Source organism: Myroides albus, assembly GCF_024722315.1.
In the GTDB taxonomy this organism is placed as follows: domain Bacteria; phylum Bacteroidota; class Bacteroidia; order Flavobacteriales; family Flavobacteriaceae; genus Flavobacterium; species Flavobacterium album_A.
Window position 1 is genome coordinate 3,294,968 of record NZ_CP102754.1, and the last position, 16,526, is coordinate 3,311,493.

11 protein-coding genes are annotated in these 16,526 nt (G+C 34.9%); 6 read left to right on the top strand and 5 right to left on the bottom strand.

Features of this window, described 5'->3' with window-relative positions:
* Positions 1-43: 43 nt before the first annotated feature.
* From NWE55_RS14620 to NWE55_RS14630, 3 genes are all read left to right on the top strand, one after another.
* Positions 44-607 carry an RNA polymerase sigma factor gene (locus tag NWE55_RS14620; protein ID WP_258204340.1) on the top strand — a complete coding sequence of 188 codons (564 nt, stop codon included), beginning with the start codon at positions 44-46 and terminating at the stop codon, positions 605-607.
* Complete coding sequence (locus NWE55_RS14625) at positions 604-1,920, top strand: outer membrane beta-barrel protein (protein ID WP_258204341.1); 1,317 nt, start codon at positions 604-606, stop codon at positions 1,918-1,920. Before NWE55_RS14620 ends, NWE55_RS14625 begins: the two co-directional genes overlap by 4 nt.
* A gap of 285 nt (positions 1,921-2,205) precedes the next feature.
* Positions 2,206-2,700, top strand: a complete 495-nt coding sequence (locus NWE55_RS14630; RefSeq protein WP_258204342.1) for a GNAT family N-acetyltransferase — start codon at positions 2,206-2,208, stop codon at positions 2,698-2,700.
* Between the two features lie 46 nt (positions 2,701-2,746).
* Here the strand turns inward: NWE55_RS14630 and NWE55_RS14635 are convergent, their stop codons facing one another.
* On the bottom strand, positions 2,747-3,976 hold the full coding sequence (locus NWE55_RS14635) for an MFS transporter (RefSeq protein ID WP_258204343.1): 1,230 nt from the start codon (positions 3,974-3,976) through the stop codon (positions 2,747-2,749).
* Positions 3,977-4,178: 202 nt separating this feature from the next.
* Between NWE55_RS14635 and NWE55_RS14640 the strand changes: the two genes are divergently transcribed.
* Entirely contained in the window at positions 4,179-5,228 is a 1,050-nt protein-coding gene (locus tag NWE55_RS14640; RefSeq protein WP_258204344.1) for an ATP-grasp domain-containing protein, read from the top strand.
* A 153-nt stretch (positions 5,229-5,381) separates the two neighbouring features.
* Entirely contained in the window at positions 5,382-6,530 is a 1,149-nt protein-coding gene (locus tag NWE55_RS14645; RefSeq protein WP_258204345.1) for a leucine-rich repeat domain-containing protein, read from the top strand.
* 74 nt (positions 6,531-6,604) lie between these two features.
* Here the strand turns inward: NWE55_RS14645 and NWE55_RS14650 are convergent, their stop codons facing one another.
* The gene (locus NWE55_RS14650) at positions 6,605-7,915 is read right to left on the bottom strand and encodes a DEAD/DEAH box helicase (protein WP_258204346.1); all 1,311 of its coding nucleotides are present in this window, start codon (positions 7,913-7,915) and stop codon (positions 6,605-6,607) included.
* A 1,039-nt stretch (positions 7,916-8,954) separates the two neighbouring features.
* Positions 8,955-9,257, bottom strand: coding sequence for a hypothetical protein (locus NWE55_RS14655; RefSeq protein ID WP_258204347.1), 303 nt, complete (start codon positions 9,255-9,257; stop codon positions 8,955-8,957).
* A gap of 286 nt (positions 9,258-9,543) precedes the next feature.
* On the opposite strand from NWE55_RS14655, the gene NWE55_RS14660 reads away from it, so the two are divergent.
* Positions 9,544-10,092 (top strand): GNAT family N-acetyltransferase, encoded by a 549-nt coding sequence (locus NWE55_RS14660; RefSeq protein ID WP_258204348.1) that lies wholly within the window; start codon positions 9,544-9,546, stop codon positions 10,090-10,092.
* 725 nt (positions 10,093-10,817) lie between these two features.
* On the opposite strand, the gene NWE55_RS14665 is transcribed toward NWE55_RS14660, so the two are convergent.
* A complete protein-coding gene (locus tag NWE55_RS14665; protein WP_258204349.1) occupies positions 10,818-14,306 on the bottom strand; it encodes a cold-shock protein in 3,489 nt (1,162 codons plus the stop codon).
* A 618-nt stretch (positions 14,307-14,924) separates the two neighbouring features.
* Positions 14,925-16,520, bottom strand: coding sequence for an IS66 family transposase (gene tnpC, locus NWE55_RS14675; RefSeq protein WP_058699585.1), 1,596 nt, complete (start codon positions 16,518-16,520; stop codon positions 14,925-14,927).
* Between the last annotated feature and the right edge of the window lie 6 nt (positions 16,521-16,526).

Genomic DNA, 16,526 nt, shown 5'->3' on the forward strand with positions numbered 1-16,526 from the left:
TAGTTCCTTTTTTCTTTACAAAACAAGACATTAAAAAGGATAGATGTTAACAGAGGATCAAGAGAGACTTTTGGTTGATCGATTAGGTAAGAAAGAGCAAAGTGCTTGGAAAGAGTTTTATGACTTTTACTCCAACAGCTTGACCTATGCCTGTATGCGTTATCTTGACAAACAAGATGACGTAGAAGATGTATTACAGGAGAGCTTTGTTAAAATGTATCACGCTATCGGATCATTTGACTATAGAGGAAAGGGAGCTTTACAGGCTTGGTCTACTCGTATAGTAGTCAATGAGGCATTGAAATTTATAAGAAAAGAAAAGAAACACCAGGTAATCTATAATCAAGATAATATTGTCGATATAGCTGATGAAGATGAGCCTGAGTTTGATGGCTTAAGTCAAGAAGAAATATTTGCGATGATTAGAGAGTTACCAGAAGGGTATAGAACCGTGTTTAACCTTTATGTATTTGAGCAAAAGAGTCATAAAGAGATTGGACATTTACTGGGAATTGCGGAGAACTCATCTGCTTCACAATTTCACAGAGCAAAGAGTATGTTGAGCCAGAGAATAAGAGAGTTTAAAAAACTAAAAGTGGCATTATGAGTAAAGATTGGAAAGAGCAGCTACGCGATAAGATGGATGGTTTTGGACAACAGGCTCCACAAGGATTATGGGAAGAAATAGAGCACAAGCTATTTGAATCTCCAAAGGTGAAAAAAGCGATTGTATTTCCCATTGAGAAACAGACTAAGAAGGCTTGGTACAGAGGGAAGCTACCTATGTTTGGTGTTGACTTATCTGTTGCAGCCGCAGCTATTATAGTATTTTTGGTAGTTAGACCTATTGTGGTTGAGAATCAGAAGTACTTTTCAAGTCTTTTGAATTTTAAGCATTTAGAGAAGATTGAAGCTGGTAAAGACAATCAAAGCGATGTTTCTATAGCTGAACAAACAAAGGATTCAAAAACAAAGAAACAAAATAATGGTGTAAAGGGTAGAGCAGAGGAGTATCCTTTTTTTAGCAAAGATTACTTAAGTGATCTTGTTGAATTAGAACAGTTAGAAAGCCAGGGGGATATGGCTAACTCTCTACATGAAACTACTCTACCTTTTTCAAGTAAAATTGTATCAGAGACTTTAGAGGAGTTAATTGATCAGGAGAAACAATATTGGGAAGATGAAGAAAAAATGGCGACTACGTCTAAAAACAAACTAAATAAAAGAGGGTGGACTGGAGCAGTTGAAACTAATGGAACTTTCTCTAATGCAAGTCAATCAATTAGCGGATATGCGAAGATGAATGGAAATATGTTGACCTTTGATGCGAATGTCTTAGATTATATTACCCCGGGGAGTAATCCCTTTTCGGATATTTATAAAGCGAATCGCAATAAAAGTATCGCAACAGATGTAAAGCACAAAGCTCCTATTACAGCAGGAGTTTCGATAGGATACCAGTTGACAGATAAATGGAGTTTAGCAACAGGAGTGACTTATACACGTTTGTCTTCTGAGTTAAAAGCGGGTGCGGGGTCAAACCGTATGGTGAGTGAACAAACCATACATTTTATCGGTATTCCCTTACAAGTTAATTACAATTTATTTAAAGTAGGTGATTTCTCAACTTATGCTACAGTTGGTACACTTTTTGAAAAGTCTGTATCAGGAAAGACAGAGACCAGTTATATTGTCAATAATGTAGTGAGTGATCGCGTAACAGGTAATGTAAATATCAAAACACTACAGGTATCTGCTAATACAGCTATAGGGATGGAGTACAAATTATCTAAGCTTGTAGGTATCTATGTGGAACCAGGTGTTCAGTATCACTTTGAAAACAGTAGTGATGTTGGTACAATCTATAAAGAGAAACCATTCAATTTCAATATGAAAGCTGGTTTGCGCTTTAATTTTTAAAACAAGAAACATACTTTAACTATTATTAATAACCTTTAAGAGCCAAATGATTTATTTCATTTGGCTCTTATGCTTTCTACTATTGCTCAAAGTTTAAAAAAGATAGTTTACAGCAGACGGATTATGCTCGATGAGTTAACTTTTGTCTGTGAGTAAGTTAGCTTATACTGGGTTGACAAAAGTGTAGTGAATGTAGAATACAATTATACGAACGCCACTGTTCATCGTACTTTGATTCACTTTTTTTATTTTATATTTGAAATTAGACGAACCTAAAAACAATATATGGAATTAAAGATTAGAGAAATTACTTGTTCAGACAATGAGCAGATGGCTAAGATCCTTCGCGATAGTTTAGAAGATTTTGGATTGAACATCCCTGGAACAGCTTATTTTGATGAAAGTACAGATAGACTTTATCAGAGTTTTCAAGGAGATAAGCAAGTGTATTATGTAGCAGAGCTCAATGGAGAGCTTGTGGGTGGGGTAGGTTTATATCCCACTCAAGGATTGCCTTCAGATACGGTCGAGCTTGTAAAGATGTATGTTAAGTCCTCTTGCAGAGGGCAAGGAGTGGGCAAGAAACTCATGCTACAATGTATTGAGAAAGCATCGGATTTCGGCTATGAAAAGATATACTTAGAAACGATGCCTGAACTTAGTGCTGCAGTGTCTGCATACGAGAAGCTTGGTTTTGTATCTTTGGACAAACCCCTTGGAGATACAGGGCATTTCTCATGTACAATATGGATGCTTAGAACATTGAGTCTAAGCGAATAATAAAAACAGAGGTTTGTAACATCGCGTGTACAAACCTCTTTTATCGTTACAATTGTCTTTTAGCAATCATTTTATTGACTCTACCCATTAGGATAATTCCCAAGATTCCAATACCTGCCACAACGTAACCGACGATATTGTAATTCATCAAAGGCGAGGTCTCCGTGTCTTGATAGACAATAAACCCAGCTACTGCAGCAGCAATACCTCCTGATATTTGTTGTATAGACGAGTTGATACTCATAAAAGCTCCTCTGTCTTTTGGCATAGGTACCGCGCTTGTCAAAGCCTGTGATGGTACCATTCTACTCATAATTCCTATCATTAGCAAGACGTTTAATATCATTACTAACCACAAAGGAATGGCAAATAAGTTAGTGTAGATGATACTGATTGAGAGCATCCACAAAGTTGCGATTACGAATAGTTTATATTTGCTCATTGCATCACTTAATCGGCCTATAAATGGCATGATAACCAAAGAGCAAGTTCCCGAAACCATAAATAAGAAGGGGAGTTGATCAGGGTGAACCCCTAAGTTATTTACTGCGAAGATTGTTCCAAAGGGCATCATCATAAATCCACCTACTGACAAAAACACAGTAGCTAAAAAACCAATGCGGTATTCTTTGTTTTTAATAGTGTGCCAAAGGTGTAACAAGGGTTTTTTGTCTGTTTTCTCAAGTAAATGGGCATTAACGGGTTTGAGCTTTACAACAATGGCGATGGCAATACACAAGGATAAAGCCACTATCATAAAGAAAGGTGCTTCCCAAGTGAACTTATTGGCTATGTAAAGACCAATGGGGATCCCCAATACTTGACTTGCTCCAAATCCCATTTGTACAAACCCCATTACTCTTCCTCTTTGTTGTAATGAGAACAAATCAGTGACAATAGCCATAGAGATAGAACCTATCACTCCACCAAAAAGACCTGTGATTATCCTTGCCATAACTAACGTGAGATATGAATTGGCCAATCCACATAAGAATGTTCCGATAATAAACCCAAAGTAAAATAGTAGCAGCAATTTTTTACGGTCGAATTTATCTGCAAATCCGGCAGTCAATAGACCTGAAGTTCCTGCACTAAAAGCGTAGGCTGATACGACAATTCCAAAATCCTTAGGGCTTATGTGTAAGTCTTTTAACAAGAGATCCCCAAGAGGAGCCATTACCATAAAATCCAGGATAATAGTAAATTGGGTGATCGATAAAATGAATATGACAAATTTGTCGTAGGTTGAAAAAGTTTGTTTGCTTATTGTTGTCATTTATTTGTGGTTGCTATAGGGGAGCAAAGATACTGCATTATGCGTTTTGATTAATTCTGAATTATACCAATGACTTTGGTATTTCGCAAAAATTAATTTGAGAAGAATAAAGCATGTCATTGTTAAAATTAGTAACTTTATTACAGGCAAAGGTATAATAATTGCTATTTGTCGGAAAAGTTTAATCTAATCCCATTTGTACATGAAAGTAGCAATAGTTTATCAAGCTAATCCCGTAGCGAGTAAGAACAATATTATAAAACCTATGAAGGTCGGAGGATATGCTGATAGTGGTGCTGATATCGCGTTCTCACTGAAGTTATCAGGTATAGAGGTAGTCACTCCAGTTGACAATCCAAAAGATACAAATGATTTAGATTGGGTGTTTCCCGATACAGAAGAAGGGATTGATGAGGCAATCGCAAAAGGAGCCAAGATAATTTGGCTGAATACTGTTTTGTATAAAGGGCATCCGATAGAGAAGTATAAAGACAAGGGGCTAAAAATAGTAGGACAATCAACGGAAGCAGTTGATCTATTTGACAATAAAGTGTATACTAATAATTTGCTAAGAAGCAAAGGTTTGCCTGTGTTGGAATCTAAGATGATAAGTCTTGACAATCACAAAGAGTTATCGAAAATAGTCACATATCCAAACGTCCTAAAACCAATAAGAGGTAGAGGAAGTGAGGGGGTAAGGGTTGTGGAGAATCAAAAACAGTTTGTAGAGACAGCTGAGGAGCTAATTAATTCTGGTCGATTTGGCGATACTATTTACACAGAAGACTTTCTACCTGGAGAGGAAATCACTGTTACAGTATTACCTCCAGGGACTTATGTAGTACAAGGTGAAATACGCATACAAAAAACTTATTGGTGTTTTCCTGCTTTAAGGCGTTTTAATCACATAAACAATGTGATGCCCTATAATGGTGTGGTTGCTGTTACTGAGAATAGTGAAGTCTTACAAGCAAGTTTACAATCTTCGCAGGAAGTTGTAGATATTTTAAAACAGTGTGAGAAATCGGCAAGTATTATTAATGGTCACGCGCCGATACGCATTGATTGTCGCGCTAATAAACAAGGGAAGTACTTCATTTTTGACGTCAACTTAAAACCGAATATGACTGGTGCTTCAAGATCTCACCGAAAAGAGCAAGATAGTTTATCCTCTATCGCCGCGAGATTAGTACCATGGGGATATCGAGATTTAATTGTAAACGTACTCGGTACTCGTTGGGAGTATGTATAATATATAAAGCTCAGTAAATTCTTACTGAGCTTTTTTTGTGCTCAAGTCGTTGGTTCTATACCCGTTTACCTTTTTGAATTATTACTATTGTTGAGTCATTAAGACCGACATAATATTATCTTTGAACTTTAATGTTTTTAACCCAAGAAGTGTATGAATAATGGCAAGCCTTTTTTAATCTCTTTGACAGGAGTAGATAGTCACAAGATAAAGATCCCCGACGGGCAAGGTAGTTTTTCTATAGGAACCAAAGGTATCTCCCAAGGGAAATTTGATGCCGTAGTAGATGCTGGAGCTAAAGTTAATTGGCCTGTTTTTCAAGAAAGTCAATTTGAGAGCACCTACGCTTGGCCAAGGTTTTTTTACTATTCAGGTAATGATTGTTCTTTTGCCCAGTGGTCTATTGATAGGCGAATTGAAATGTTCTCTTGGAGACCCTATGAAGATGTTGTATTAGACGCTAGTGAATGCAATATTTCTCGATTGCACATTCACTCTTTTGGGAATAAAGTTCACTTGCAATTGGGAACTAAGGTTAGAGAACTGTGTTTATCAGGTGATTTAGAAGCCTTTATTTTTACAGGGATATGCGCACTTCAAAGGCTGACCTATAGCTTGCACAGTGATTCAACTGTAAATGCGATTCACTGTCTGCCTACTCATTCACTTTTTGAAAAGCTGCAGATTATTGATATTGAAAATTCAGCCATTGGAAAACCTTTTGATTGTCAGAGTCTTCTTCAGTTCCCGAATGTAGAAGTATTAAATCTAAGTGGAAATTTGATAAACCTTGAGGTGCTAAGTGATCTAAAGCATTTGAATTCCATTGGCATTCGAAATGCTCCTAATTTGCAAGGTTTTCCCTCTTTGCATACTTGGAGTGGATTGACCAGCTTTATTGGATGGATTGTTGAAGAACAAGGAGGTAAACAATTACAGAAAGAGTTGAAAGAGTTACTAGTCAAAAGGAAAATGAGTTATTCAAATGTGAGTAAACTCAAAAAGCAAAATTGGTTCTTAACCGAATATACCCTGCCTTTTAAGGGGTGGGAGGGAAAGAATGAGAAAGCAGCTACGAAAAAGTACAAGGAAACTTTAAAGAAGGTAGCGAAGGCACAGACAGAAAATCAAATTGAAATTCTATTTCAAGACTTTATTCAATTCTTCAACACCCTTGAGGATATTGAAACCATTGAACGAGAAGATATAGGAGAGGCTGTTGCTTTATTAGCCAAAGCTTCTAAAAGGATCGTCACAGATGAACAAGCTAATTTATGGTTTGATACTTATAGAGATTATTAAAAAAGATATCGCATCTACCACAGATTTGGTTGATGCGATATTTCTATATGTTGTTCTTGCAATACTCAATTTGATTAACTCTTGGCAATAGCAATTTTAACTTTTTTATTCTTAATTTTTGCTTGTTCGAGTTTTTTCAGAATCGCTTTGACTTTGACGGCATTGATAGCCACAAACGATTGTGTATCTTTTACTTCAATGAGCCCAATATCTTCTTTGTGTAAACCTCCGGTTTTGATAAAGAAACCAACGATATCCACTTTATTTACTTTGTCTTTCTTTCCAGCACTGATATAAACAGTCAAAAAGTCTGTGCGATTATCTATCTTGTGATTTCCCTTCAGTACTTCGATTGGCAAATTGGGGTCTATGAAGTCTATTTCTTCTTCTTTGGTTGTGATGATATACACCTTTCCCTTGTTTTTCATTCGCGCAGTACGCCCGTTTCGATGTGTAAAAGTCTGCTCTTTGTCAGGTATTTGATAGTGGATGACATGGCCAATTTCGGGAATATCTAATCCACGTGAAGCCAAGTCCGTAGAGATCAAAATATGACAGCTTTTGTTTCGAAACTTTAGGATAGCGCGTTCTCTATCCTCTTGTGTCATACCACCGTGAAATGCGCTATTGCTAACACCTTTATTGGTTAAGGTCTCGCTAATTCGATCTACAGCATCTCTGTGATTACAGAAAATCAGCGTAGTATCTCTGCCAATTTTGGCCAATAGTTTAATTGTAGTTTCCAGTTTTTCTTCTGCTGGAGCAATTACCTTGCTGAATGTCAAGTCAGGTTTAACTTCTTCAGTACTTAAAAATTCAATTACAGCAGGCTTTTGTATACCTGTGAAAACAGGGATTTTGTCGAGTTTTGTAGCAGAAGTAAGCATTCTAAAAGACGTATTGGCAAAGGAGTTAATGATAAAGTCCATATCCTCTTGGAACCCCAATTCTAAAGCCTTGTCAAATTCGTCTATTACATAGCTCTTTACGCTATCTGTTTCAAATGAACTCTGTTTGATGTGAAAAGCAATTCTCCCAGGAGTTCCGACAAGAACAGCAGGTGGAGTACTAAAGTTATTCATTTCTACACGTGTTGAATGACCTCCATAACAGGCATTAATCTTAAAGCCTGTCCCCATTTTTTTGAAGACAGTTTCTATTTGCAATGCCAGTTCTCTTGTCGGTACTAAGATAACTGCTTGTACGCCTTTTGCATTGGCATTCAAGCGATCCAAAATAGAAAATAAGAAAGCTAATGTCTTTCCAGAACCTGTCGGTGAAAGTAAAACGACATTTTGATTTTTCTGTGCAGTAAGATACGTTTGCTCTTGCATTGTATTCAGAGCAGATATATCCAAATTCTTTAGTATTCGTGCTTTATCCATAGGGCAAAGGTAGTGCATAAATAGATTTGCTAAAGGAAGTTTTTAATCTAAATCAGGTTCAAAGGCGAAAAGATTGTCTTGAAGTCCATATACATTGCCCCGCATTGGGCAAAAATTATTGCGATCGCCTATCAATACTCAAGTATTGGAAATCTTCATATTGTAAAAGTTTATTACACCCAATAGATAGTAAGAATCAGATTCAAGATATTCTGCCAAGCTTAGTTGTTGAATTTGTGGAGGGAGTTCGTACTTCTTTTTTCTTCAATAAGATAGCGAATGTTATCGGTTTTCTTTTTAAAGGAGAAAAGGGAACCTCTTTACTTCTGTCTGTTTTATAACGAGGAATACTCACTTTGTTGAGTAGGCGTAATTAGCTACTTGCTATAATTTAATATTTCGATTGGAATCGGTTGTTTTGCTGTTGGCTCTAAATGCTATATCCTGACTCTGTAGTCAAATTGGGGCACCCTTACAAAAATGAGGAGTTGCACTTTGTCTTATGTCTATTGGTAAGAGTAATGAGCTGTACTTATGTTAGATTTTGTCTTGTGTTATTATTATACAACTTCTCACCGAATTTTTTTTCCTGCTATCATCAACTTTTCAGCGTGTTGTTTTGTAAATCAGTGCTATTTTTCTTGCACTTTCTTGGGGTATGTTAGGGGTTTGCTGGGGGGTTCTTAGCTAAAAGTGCTGTTTTCTCGAAGAAAGGTGCAAGAATACCCCAAGAAAAGTGAGAGAAAGGCCGATTAAGAAGTTGTATAAGGAGCAGTAAAATGGAGTGGATATTCTGATAATAAATCTGTCAAGCTGTATTGTGCTATAACGCATATAATCAAAGCTAATCCATTGATTAAATTAGCCTTGACACAAACGATCTAATTTCTATAAAGAGGTAATGTAGTAAAATATTAGATAAGCTCTTAAATGGGCTAAAAACAGCTGTAGGATGCTTTTAGATTTACGTTTTAAGCGTAAAAAAGCTCCTTAGTAGAAAACTAAAAAGCTTTAATAATTGTATTCGTATGTAACTAAATTAGGCGTTTCTCTGATCACTGCATCTTCTGTGATTATGCTGTTGTTCATTGCAATGTTTCTTGTGATTCTGTTTGTATTCTCTTGAGAATGCTGCACAATCGTGTGTTGCTTTGCAGTTCTGGTCACAATTGAGATGTCTATTGTAGTGATTTTTGATGTGTTCACAATCTTGATTGCAATCTTGGGTGCACACATGTGTACAGATTTGCTTTTGTTCTTTGGTGTTAGACTTTACATCTTGAGCTGATAAACTAAAGCTAAATAGTACAGCTATAGCTAATGCCGAAACAATCTTTTTCATGGTCAATAATTTTAGTGTTTAATACTTTTGCTAAAAAAAGGAGTTGCCCTTTTGTAACGGTTCTTTACAAAGATAAGGTGCTTTCCAGAGAGCAAGTTTAGGTAATGAGGGCATTGGTTGTGCTAATTACTGATTGTTGTAAGTAATTGTGTATTAAGGGGTAAATTTTCATCTTCTTCATGCGTTTTCTCCATAGCGGTAGGAATTGTGCAATTGAAATTGATTTTATCCTTTATCAAGCCTAATAATTCTTATTTTTACTTTGATACTTAAAAGAAGATAAAAGATGTTAGATATAAATATTGTTCCCTTTCCTATTTTGGAAACAGAGCGTTTGACGTTGCGTTGTGTTGATCTAAACGATGCTGTAGAAATGTTTGAAATGCGTTCCAATGCAGATGTGATGAAATACATACCTGTTGCCTTAGCGCAGCAACAAGACCAGGCAGTGACTTATATTGAGTCCTTAGCAAAGCGCATGGAAGATAAAGAGTGTATTAATTGGGCAATAACTGAAAAAGGCAGTTCAAAAATGATAGGAACAATCGGTTTTTATCGAATGAAGCTCAATCATTATCGAACAGAGGTTGGCTATATGTTACACCCTTCATATCAGGGTAAAGGATATGTCCCAGAAGCAGTTCGTTGCTTGATCGAATATGGTTTCAAGCAATTGGGATTTCACTCTTTAGAGGCTATTATTCAGGTAGAGAATGTTGCCTCTATGCGTGTGCTTGAGAAGTGCGGGTTTGTTAAAGAGGCTCATTTCACAGAGAACGAATATTTCAATGGTAGGTTTATTGATACAGCTGTGTATTCTTTAATCAATCGTTAGCAGAATAAAAAACACCTTATAGAGGTGTTTTTTTTGTTTAGTATAAAGAGTGTCTTGCTTAAAAGATTCACATTGACTAATTCTTTGTTAAGATTATTTTTTCTTTCTGTGTTTAGATGTACGCCCTTTTGTATGGTTTTGGTGATATAGGGTAGGGGGACAGGTATTTATTTTTATTTGCAACTGTTTGGTTACAGATTCTTAGAGAATTATTTATAATTAAAAAAACCGATGACATTCGTTATCGGTTTTCTTTGCGGAGAAAGAGGGTTAGCCCAGTATGAGTGTTAGCAAATAAAAAGCGGCAAATAATAAATCAATTAGAAAATGTAAATCAGTTTTTTGTAGAAAATACTAAGATCGCTAAGTCTTTCAAAGAGTGGAGAAAAAAGGAGTAAAATATTAATTAAAATTATATAGAATAACTTTGTTGGAATATTTTATGCTATTTTAGAAAACTTACTAACGTTTTGGGTATTGCCAAAGGCTGGGATTCAAGCACAAAAGTTCAATCGAAGAATGAATGTTGAACCTTGCACAAATGTCCAGTAGAAGCCGCTCAGATCCGCTTTTGGCAATACTTTGTTAGCGGTTCGCCCTGCTTGTCTATATGTTTATTGTCCGTTCATTTACTCTGTCGTGGCGTGTTGGCTGGTTACTCTTTTACTTTTTCTGTTTGGCTTTGTGTGTCGACAAAAATGCAAATGTGCCACCAAAAGCGTTGGTTAAAATAGAAAGTCAAAGTCATCGTCATTACTTTCATTGTCTTTTCCATTGTTCTCTGTCGTTGCTCTCGCTTTTCTTAAATGTAAATGTGGTCTTTTGAATTTGTATTTTGTTGTGTCATATTTCACATTGCAATTCGAACATTGAAAAATGTCATTGCTTATTTCCGTCATTTCGGATTTGCATTTGTAGCAAAAATATTCGGCTCTTTCAAGGTGTCCTAACTTTTCATTTACGCATTTTACTAAGTTGTCGTGTATATAGCCTCCTGTTTGTAGCAAATTTGATAATCGTCTTTGTAGCATATTGTGAGAACAGCAACTACCGCAATTATCACAGATAAATAAACCATTGTCGCACCGTTTTGAAATTCTACTATCTATAATGCAGTTACACTGTCCGTTAAGACAATGGTTAAGATAAATTATGTCATTGTTTGAACACTCTTGATTTACGCAATGAAATCTTACAACAGTATGGGCTGCAAAATGACTTGTATCAACAGGAAATAAAATGTGATTACAATCTTGACAATACAATTTATCAAGTAAGCTATTAAACCGATTTATAAGTGCAATAAATTGATAGTAATGTCCTTTGGGGATATGGTCACCAACTCTGTTCGTTTCATCAGTATTTAAGCCCAAAATTTCACAAAAGTCGAGCAATGTATATTTTTCCCATGCATTTATTTCGTGAATTGTTTCGCATTTACTGAAACAAGGTTGCCCGGCACACCACCAAAACTCTTTTTTAAACATTTCGTGTGGTTTATTTGCTAATCTTCCCTCGCAAAATGAAATGCCGTTTGGAATGTCTTCTCTTTTAAAGTTTGCTAAATGAGTGTTATTTGCATAATTACTTCCCTCAAAATCAAGGAAAAATCTTTGTTCTTTCGCAAAGGTCAAAACTTCTGTTTCGTATTTTGATGGAACACCCCAATGCTTTTCATTTGGGTTCCACTTAACACCTGAAATTTTCTTGACAGCTTCTTTTAGGTTTTCAAAGTTTGGATTAGGTGAATAAACCTCTCTGCCTCCCCAACGATTATTTACCCATCTTGTTTCTCCTGTTGAAAAGCTGATAGCAAAGTAGAACTGGTTGTTACCGAATTTTACTTTGCTGATTTCGCCTTCTCTTGACCAATCAAATTTTGCAGTCTGTCGTCCTAAGCAACCTTCAAAATAGTTTGATAATCTAAAGCGTCTTGTTTTATCAAGTTTTAAATCATCAAATATAATGGTCAATAGTTCGCTTTTAACAATGAAACGGCTATTTTGCTGATATGACAACAACGCTTTAATAACTACATCTGTTGAAATGTCAACTGGTATGTCAGGATTGAATTCTAAATTCGTTTTGTATAAATCTAAATCAAACCTTGTAAGTTCATTTAGCTTTTCAATGGTTAAATCAAATTGACCACTCGCTTTAAGGAAGAATAATTTTTTTACTATTCTTACTTGTTCATTGGGGGCAAAATAGATGAATTTATGTTTGAGTAATTCAAAATCCAAAACGTTTTCTTTGTCTAATGTCCATAGAATAATATTGTAAAAATCGTTTTGGATTTGTTTTATCTGTTCTAAATGCAATTCATTTGACTGCAACAGATATTTTATGTGATTTAGGTGCTTATAGAATATTATTCTATCTGTTACGGGAATCTGTTTATTTAGAAAAGAGAACAAAAATTTGGATATATCTTCTGTTGTTGTCACCTTATTTTTAATCCATTTATCAATTTGAGCATAGTTTTCAAATCTATCTTTTAGCAATTCTGAAACGTGACTTTGTGGAAAAATTTTTGCTTTTCCCGTTTCCCATAATTGAAAATATTCTAATTGCTTAGTTGTGTCAAATACTCTCTTGTCAAAAGAATTGAAATTTTCTTGATCTAAAAATTCTATTGCCAAATCATAAAGCCAACTCAAAGAACCTGTATTGTCAAGTGTTACCTTTTCAGTTAAAATGTCTTTGATGAAAGGCTTATCTTCTGATATGTTTTTAAATACCTTTTTGCAATCTTCATTTTCAAGTTGATGTATGTTTTGCCTTACTATGTTTTGAGGAACATTTTTTACATATCCTTTTAGGAAGAGTTCGTATTTCTGCTCATCGTTACTTTGCGTAATAACGTAATTAGCAAATAACTCTATTAACTCACTTCCCTTTTTATCTTTCCAAAATTCACTATCAAACAGAGCCTTTGAAAAGTCAAAATAATAGTCAAATGTATTTTCTTTTTTGAGCAATTCTCCAAGTAATTTAAAGGCTCTTTCGAAATTAAATTTATCAGAATATATTTTTAAAAGTTCAAATTGCTTTCTATGTTCTAACTTCGTAAGGATTGTTATTTGCTTTTCTGTTTGAGTATCTTTGTCAAAAAAATATTTTGATACAAATTCAAAAGATGTATCTTTTATTATTCCTTTAAGCCAAAGCTCTACTTGGTATTCATCTGAACATTTTTGAGCAATTATTTGATGAATTGCTTTTGTTATTTTGTTTTTGTCAACATCGGTGAATTGGTAAGGAATAAGTTGTAACAAACGATTGTAATTATTGAAATCATCGCTAGTTCTTATTGTGTCAAGTCGGTTGGCTTTTTCAGTTAATTCAGTTTCAATTTTCTGAACATATAAACTATCAAGTTGATATGTTCTTTTTTCTCGTTGCGTTTCAGTTTCAAATTCAACAAATTGATAGAGTTCTTTTATTTCCTCAGAAGTAAGATTTTCTATGTTGTTGAATTTATTATTTACATAGTAAGAGCCGAACTCTGAACCAAAACTAAATTTTAGAATACGATTTAATTCTGTTTTACCAATTTCAAGAATATGTGTTTTAAGAACATTTTCAGGAATTTCGTAATCGTCCATTTCATTGTATGAAATGAATTTAAACTTCTTCTGTTTCCATACATTAAATAGTATTTCTTCGTTCAAGTTTTTACCAAAATAAGAAAAGATACTATTTAGAATAGTAGCAGTCGCATCGCTTGAAAAATACTTTGGTAATGTGTTTTCAAATAGTTCGCAATATGAAATGAAAAGTTTTGTATCTAAATTGGTGTCAAAATAGTCAGTAATGAAATTTAATATTTCTTCTTCACTCTTATCTTTAAAGAAATATTTTAAAGCAATACCAATTAAACTGAACGATTGGATTTCTTTATGGCGGTATGGATTACCTCGTTTTCCACGTCCTGTTACTTCTACTTCTATTCTAACGCTGTCGGGATTACCTAAATAACTAAGGATTGTTTTCCAATCTTCGGCAATTCCAACTAAACGGCTGTTGTCAGCCGAATTTTTATTCTTGACTTTGTTTGTCTTAGGATAAAAAGCTATAGGCGTTCCCTTTAATATTTTTTCTGGTTTAGTTGTAAAACTATTTATGTGAAGAAAATATTCTTCTCCGTTTGGTGTTCCGACAACACCAAACCCTTTTTCTGTGTCAAACCATTTTACAAGTCCAATTAACATTCAATCTTGATTTTTGTGTGGTTGGTAAAAAACAAATGTGGTGCAAAAACGTTGGCTTGGTGCATTGAGTTGCACCTCTTTTGTTTTTGAGCATTGGCTTTTTTGTTCATTTGTCTGTCTGTCTCTTGAATTTTAGCAGGGCCGTTCAATAGAGTGACCGCTAACATTGTTATTTCACGAAATAAAGCACGGTGCAGTTTCGTAAAATAACACCCATATGCGCATTTCGTAAAATCTGTTACTAATATAATTACTTTTATGTAAATTAGATACTTAATAAGTTATTTTTTATAGATAACGAAACAAAATAGGTTAAATTATATTTATTTAAGTATGGATAGCGAAACAAAATTAAAAAACTTACACGACGATTGCAAGTGCAACGCTATGCCAATAATACCATAAAATCGTATTGTAGTTATGCACAAATATTCTTAGAGCATATGAGTAAATATCGTACATTCAACGAAATACCTATTACTGAATAACATTGAAAAACAAACACATCTCTTACGGTACTTAGCCTTTCATTAGTAAACTCTTTATTTTCTAAAATTGATAGCTCTTCCTTGCTTAATGGTTGTATGCACCCGAGCAAGTACATCTTGTGAGATATAATTATTCTTCTACAACGTTTGAGTTTAATGTTTTATAGTTATGAGGATATAAATCTGTAATGTTCTTGTGGTTGATAGATTGAATATTTTCTAGAACATATTTAAGCCATTGGTATGGATTAATATCGTGCTTTTTGCAGTTAGCAAAAAACGTATACGCCATAGCCGCCCTTTGAGCTGCATCGTGTGATCCTGCAAAGAGATAGTTTTTACGTCCAATAGCTACTGGTCTAATTACATTTTCAATGAGATTATTGTCTATCTGTAAGTTTCCATCATATAAGTACGCACTAAGATTATCCCATCTAGTTTGTGAGTAAGCAAAAGCTTTACCTATTTGACTTTTAGGAAGTACGAGTTTCATTTGAACAAACATATATTTACCCAGTTCATTGATGATTGGTAAGCTTTGTTCTAATCGAAGTTCTTTAATTTGCTCTGGGGTTAAGTTTTGTTCTTTTGCTTTTCTTTCTACAGCATATAGTTTTTGTATTTCTACAAGTACATGCTGTGCTTTTGTCTTATCATTGTCAAGAGCTCTTTCAAACTCACGACGAGCGTGTGCCCAACAGCCCAGATGAACTACACCAGACTTAGCTCCATAGGCTTTGTATCCGCTATAACCATCGGTTTGCAGATATCCTTTGAAGTTTTCTAATACAGGTAGTGCAGCGCTACCACTACGTGTGGGACTGTAATTGAACATTACGAGTTTGGATATAGGTGCGTGATACACCCAATAATACCCAAGATGAGATTTATCTTTCTTTTTCTCATCTAAGACTTTGATGGTGGTTTCATCAACTTGAAGATATCCTTCATTTTTGATGTCCAGCAGAAGCTTTTCATATAGTGGTTTTAAAGCATCCATACATTGAGCTGCCCAGCCATCTATAGTAGAAGAAGCTATATCGATATTTTCTCTTGAAAAGCGTTGCTTCTGTCTATATAGCGGAAGGTGATCTACGTATTTGTCAACAAGTATTGTAGATAATAATCCTTCAGAAGGTATTCCTTTATCTATAATTCGCTCTGGAAGCAGTGCAATACTGATTTGCGTATTGTCTTTGTCTTTCGTGGCGTATTTATATCGGATGTAACGTTTTATTTTAAAGTAACCTGGAACATAATCTAAGACATCTGTAGTTTCTTTACCAATGCAAATCTTATCAGATAAATCTCCCTCTGGGTAGATTTCTATTTCTTCTACAGGTAAATGATCGGGTAGTTTAGCTCTTCCTGGATGTTTTTTCTTCTGACGAGAATAAGTGATCTCTTGTTTGATTACTTCTTCTTGTTCTTCCAGGACTGCTTGCTGAACCTCTAAAGGTAACTGTGTTTGATTAGGGTCTTCGAAACGCTCGCGTTTTTGTCCAAATTGCATGCGTCGTAAAAGATCTACTAAGCGTTGGAGTTCTTGCTTTTCTTGTTCTAGCTGAGATGTCTTTTGCTCTAACTTAGATGTCTTTTGCTCTAACTTAGATGTCTTTTGCTCTAACTTAGTATTTATTTTGTCTTGTTTGGAAATAGTCTTAGACTGCTTTTTTATAAGCGCCAAAAGTTGTTCTTTCGATAAGTTTTCTAAGTCTATTTCCATGAAGTA

What these genes read in the sequence shown, in the direction of transcription:
- NWE55_RS14620 (WP_258204340.1), top strand. Translation starts at nt 44, where the DNA reads ATGTTAACAGAGGATCAAGAGAGACTTTTGGTTGATCGATTAGGTAAG.
- NWE55_RS14625 (WP_258204341.1), top strand. Translation starts at nt 604, where the DNA reads ATGAGTAAAGATTGGAAAGAGCAGCTACGCGATAAGATGGATGGTTTT.
- NWE55_RS14630 (WP_258204342.1), top strand. Translation starts at nt 2,206, where the DNA reads ATGGAATTAAAGATTAGAGAAATTACTTGTTCAGACAATGAGCAGATG.
- NWE55_RS14635 (WP_258204343.1), bottom strand. Translation starts at nt 3,976, where the DNA reads ATGACAACAATAAGCAAACAAACTTTTTCAACCTACGACAAATTTGTC.
- NWE55_RS14640 (WP_258204344.1), top strand. Translation starts at nt 4,179, where the DNA reads ATGAAAGTAGCAATAGTTTATCAAGCTAATCCCGTAGCGAGTAAGAAC.
- NWE55_RS14645 (WP_258204345.1), top strand. Translation starts at nt 5,382, where the DNA reads ATGAATAATGGCAAGCCTTTTTTAATCTCTTTGACAGGAGTAGATAGT.
- NWE55_RS14650 (WP_258204346.1), bottom strand. Translation starts at nt 7,915, where the DNA reads ATGGATAAAGCACGAATACTAAAGAATTTGGATATATCTGCTCTGAAT.
- NWE55_RS14655 (WP_258204347.1), bottom strand. Translation starts at nt 9,257, where the DNA reads ATGAAAAAGATTGTTTCGGCATTAGCTATAGCTGTACTATTTAGCTTT.
- NWE55_RS14660 (WP_258204348.1), top strand. Translation starts at nt 9,544, where the DNA reads ATGTTAGATATAAATATTGTTCCCTTTCCTATTTTGGAAACAGAGCGT.
- NWE55_RS14665 (WP_258204349.1), bottom strand. Translation starts at nt 14,306, where the DNA reads ATGTTAATTGGACTTGTAAAATGGTTTGACACAGAAAAAGGGTTTGGT.
- tnpC (WP_058699585.1), bottom strand. Translation starts at nt 16,520, where the DNA reads ATGGAAATAGACTTAGAAAACTTATCGAAAGAACAACTTTTGGCGCTT.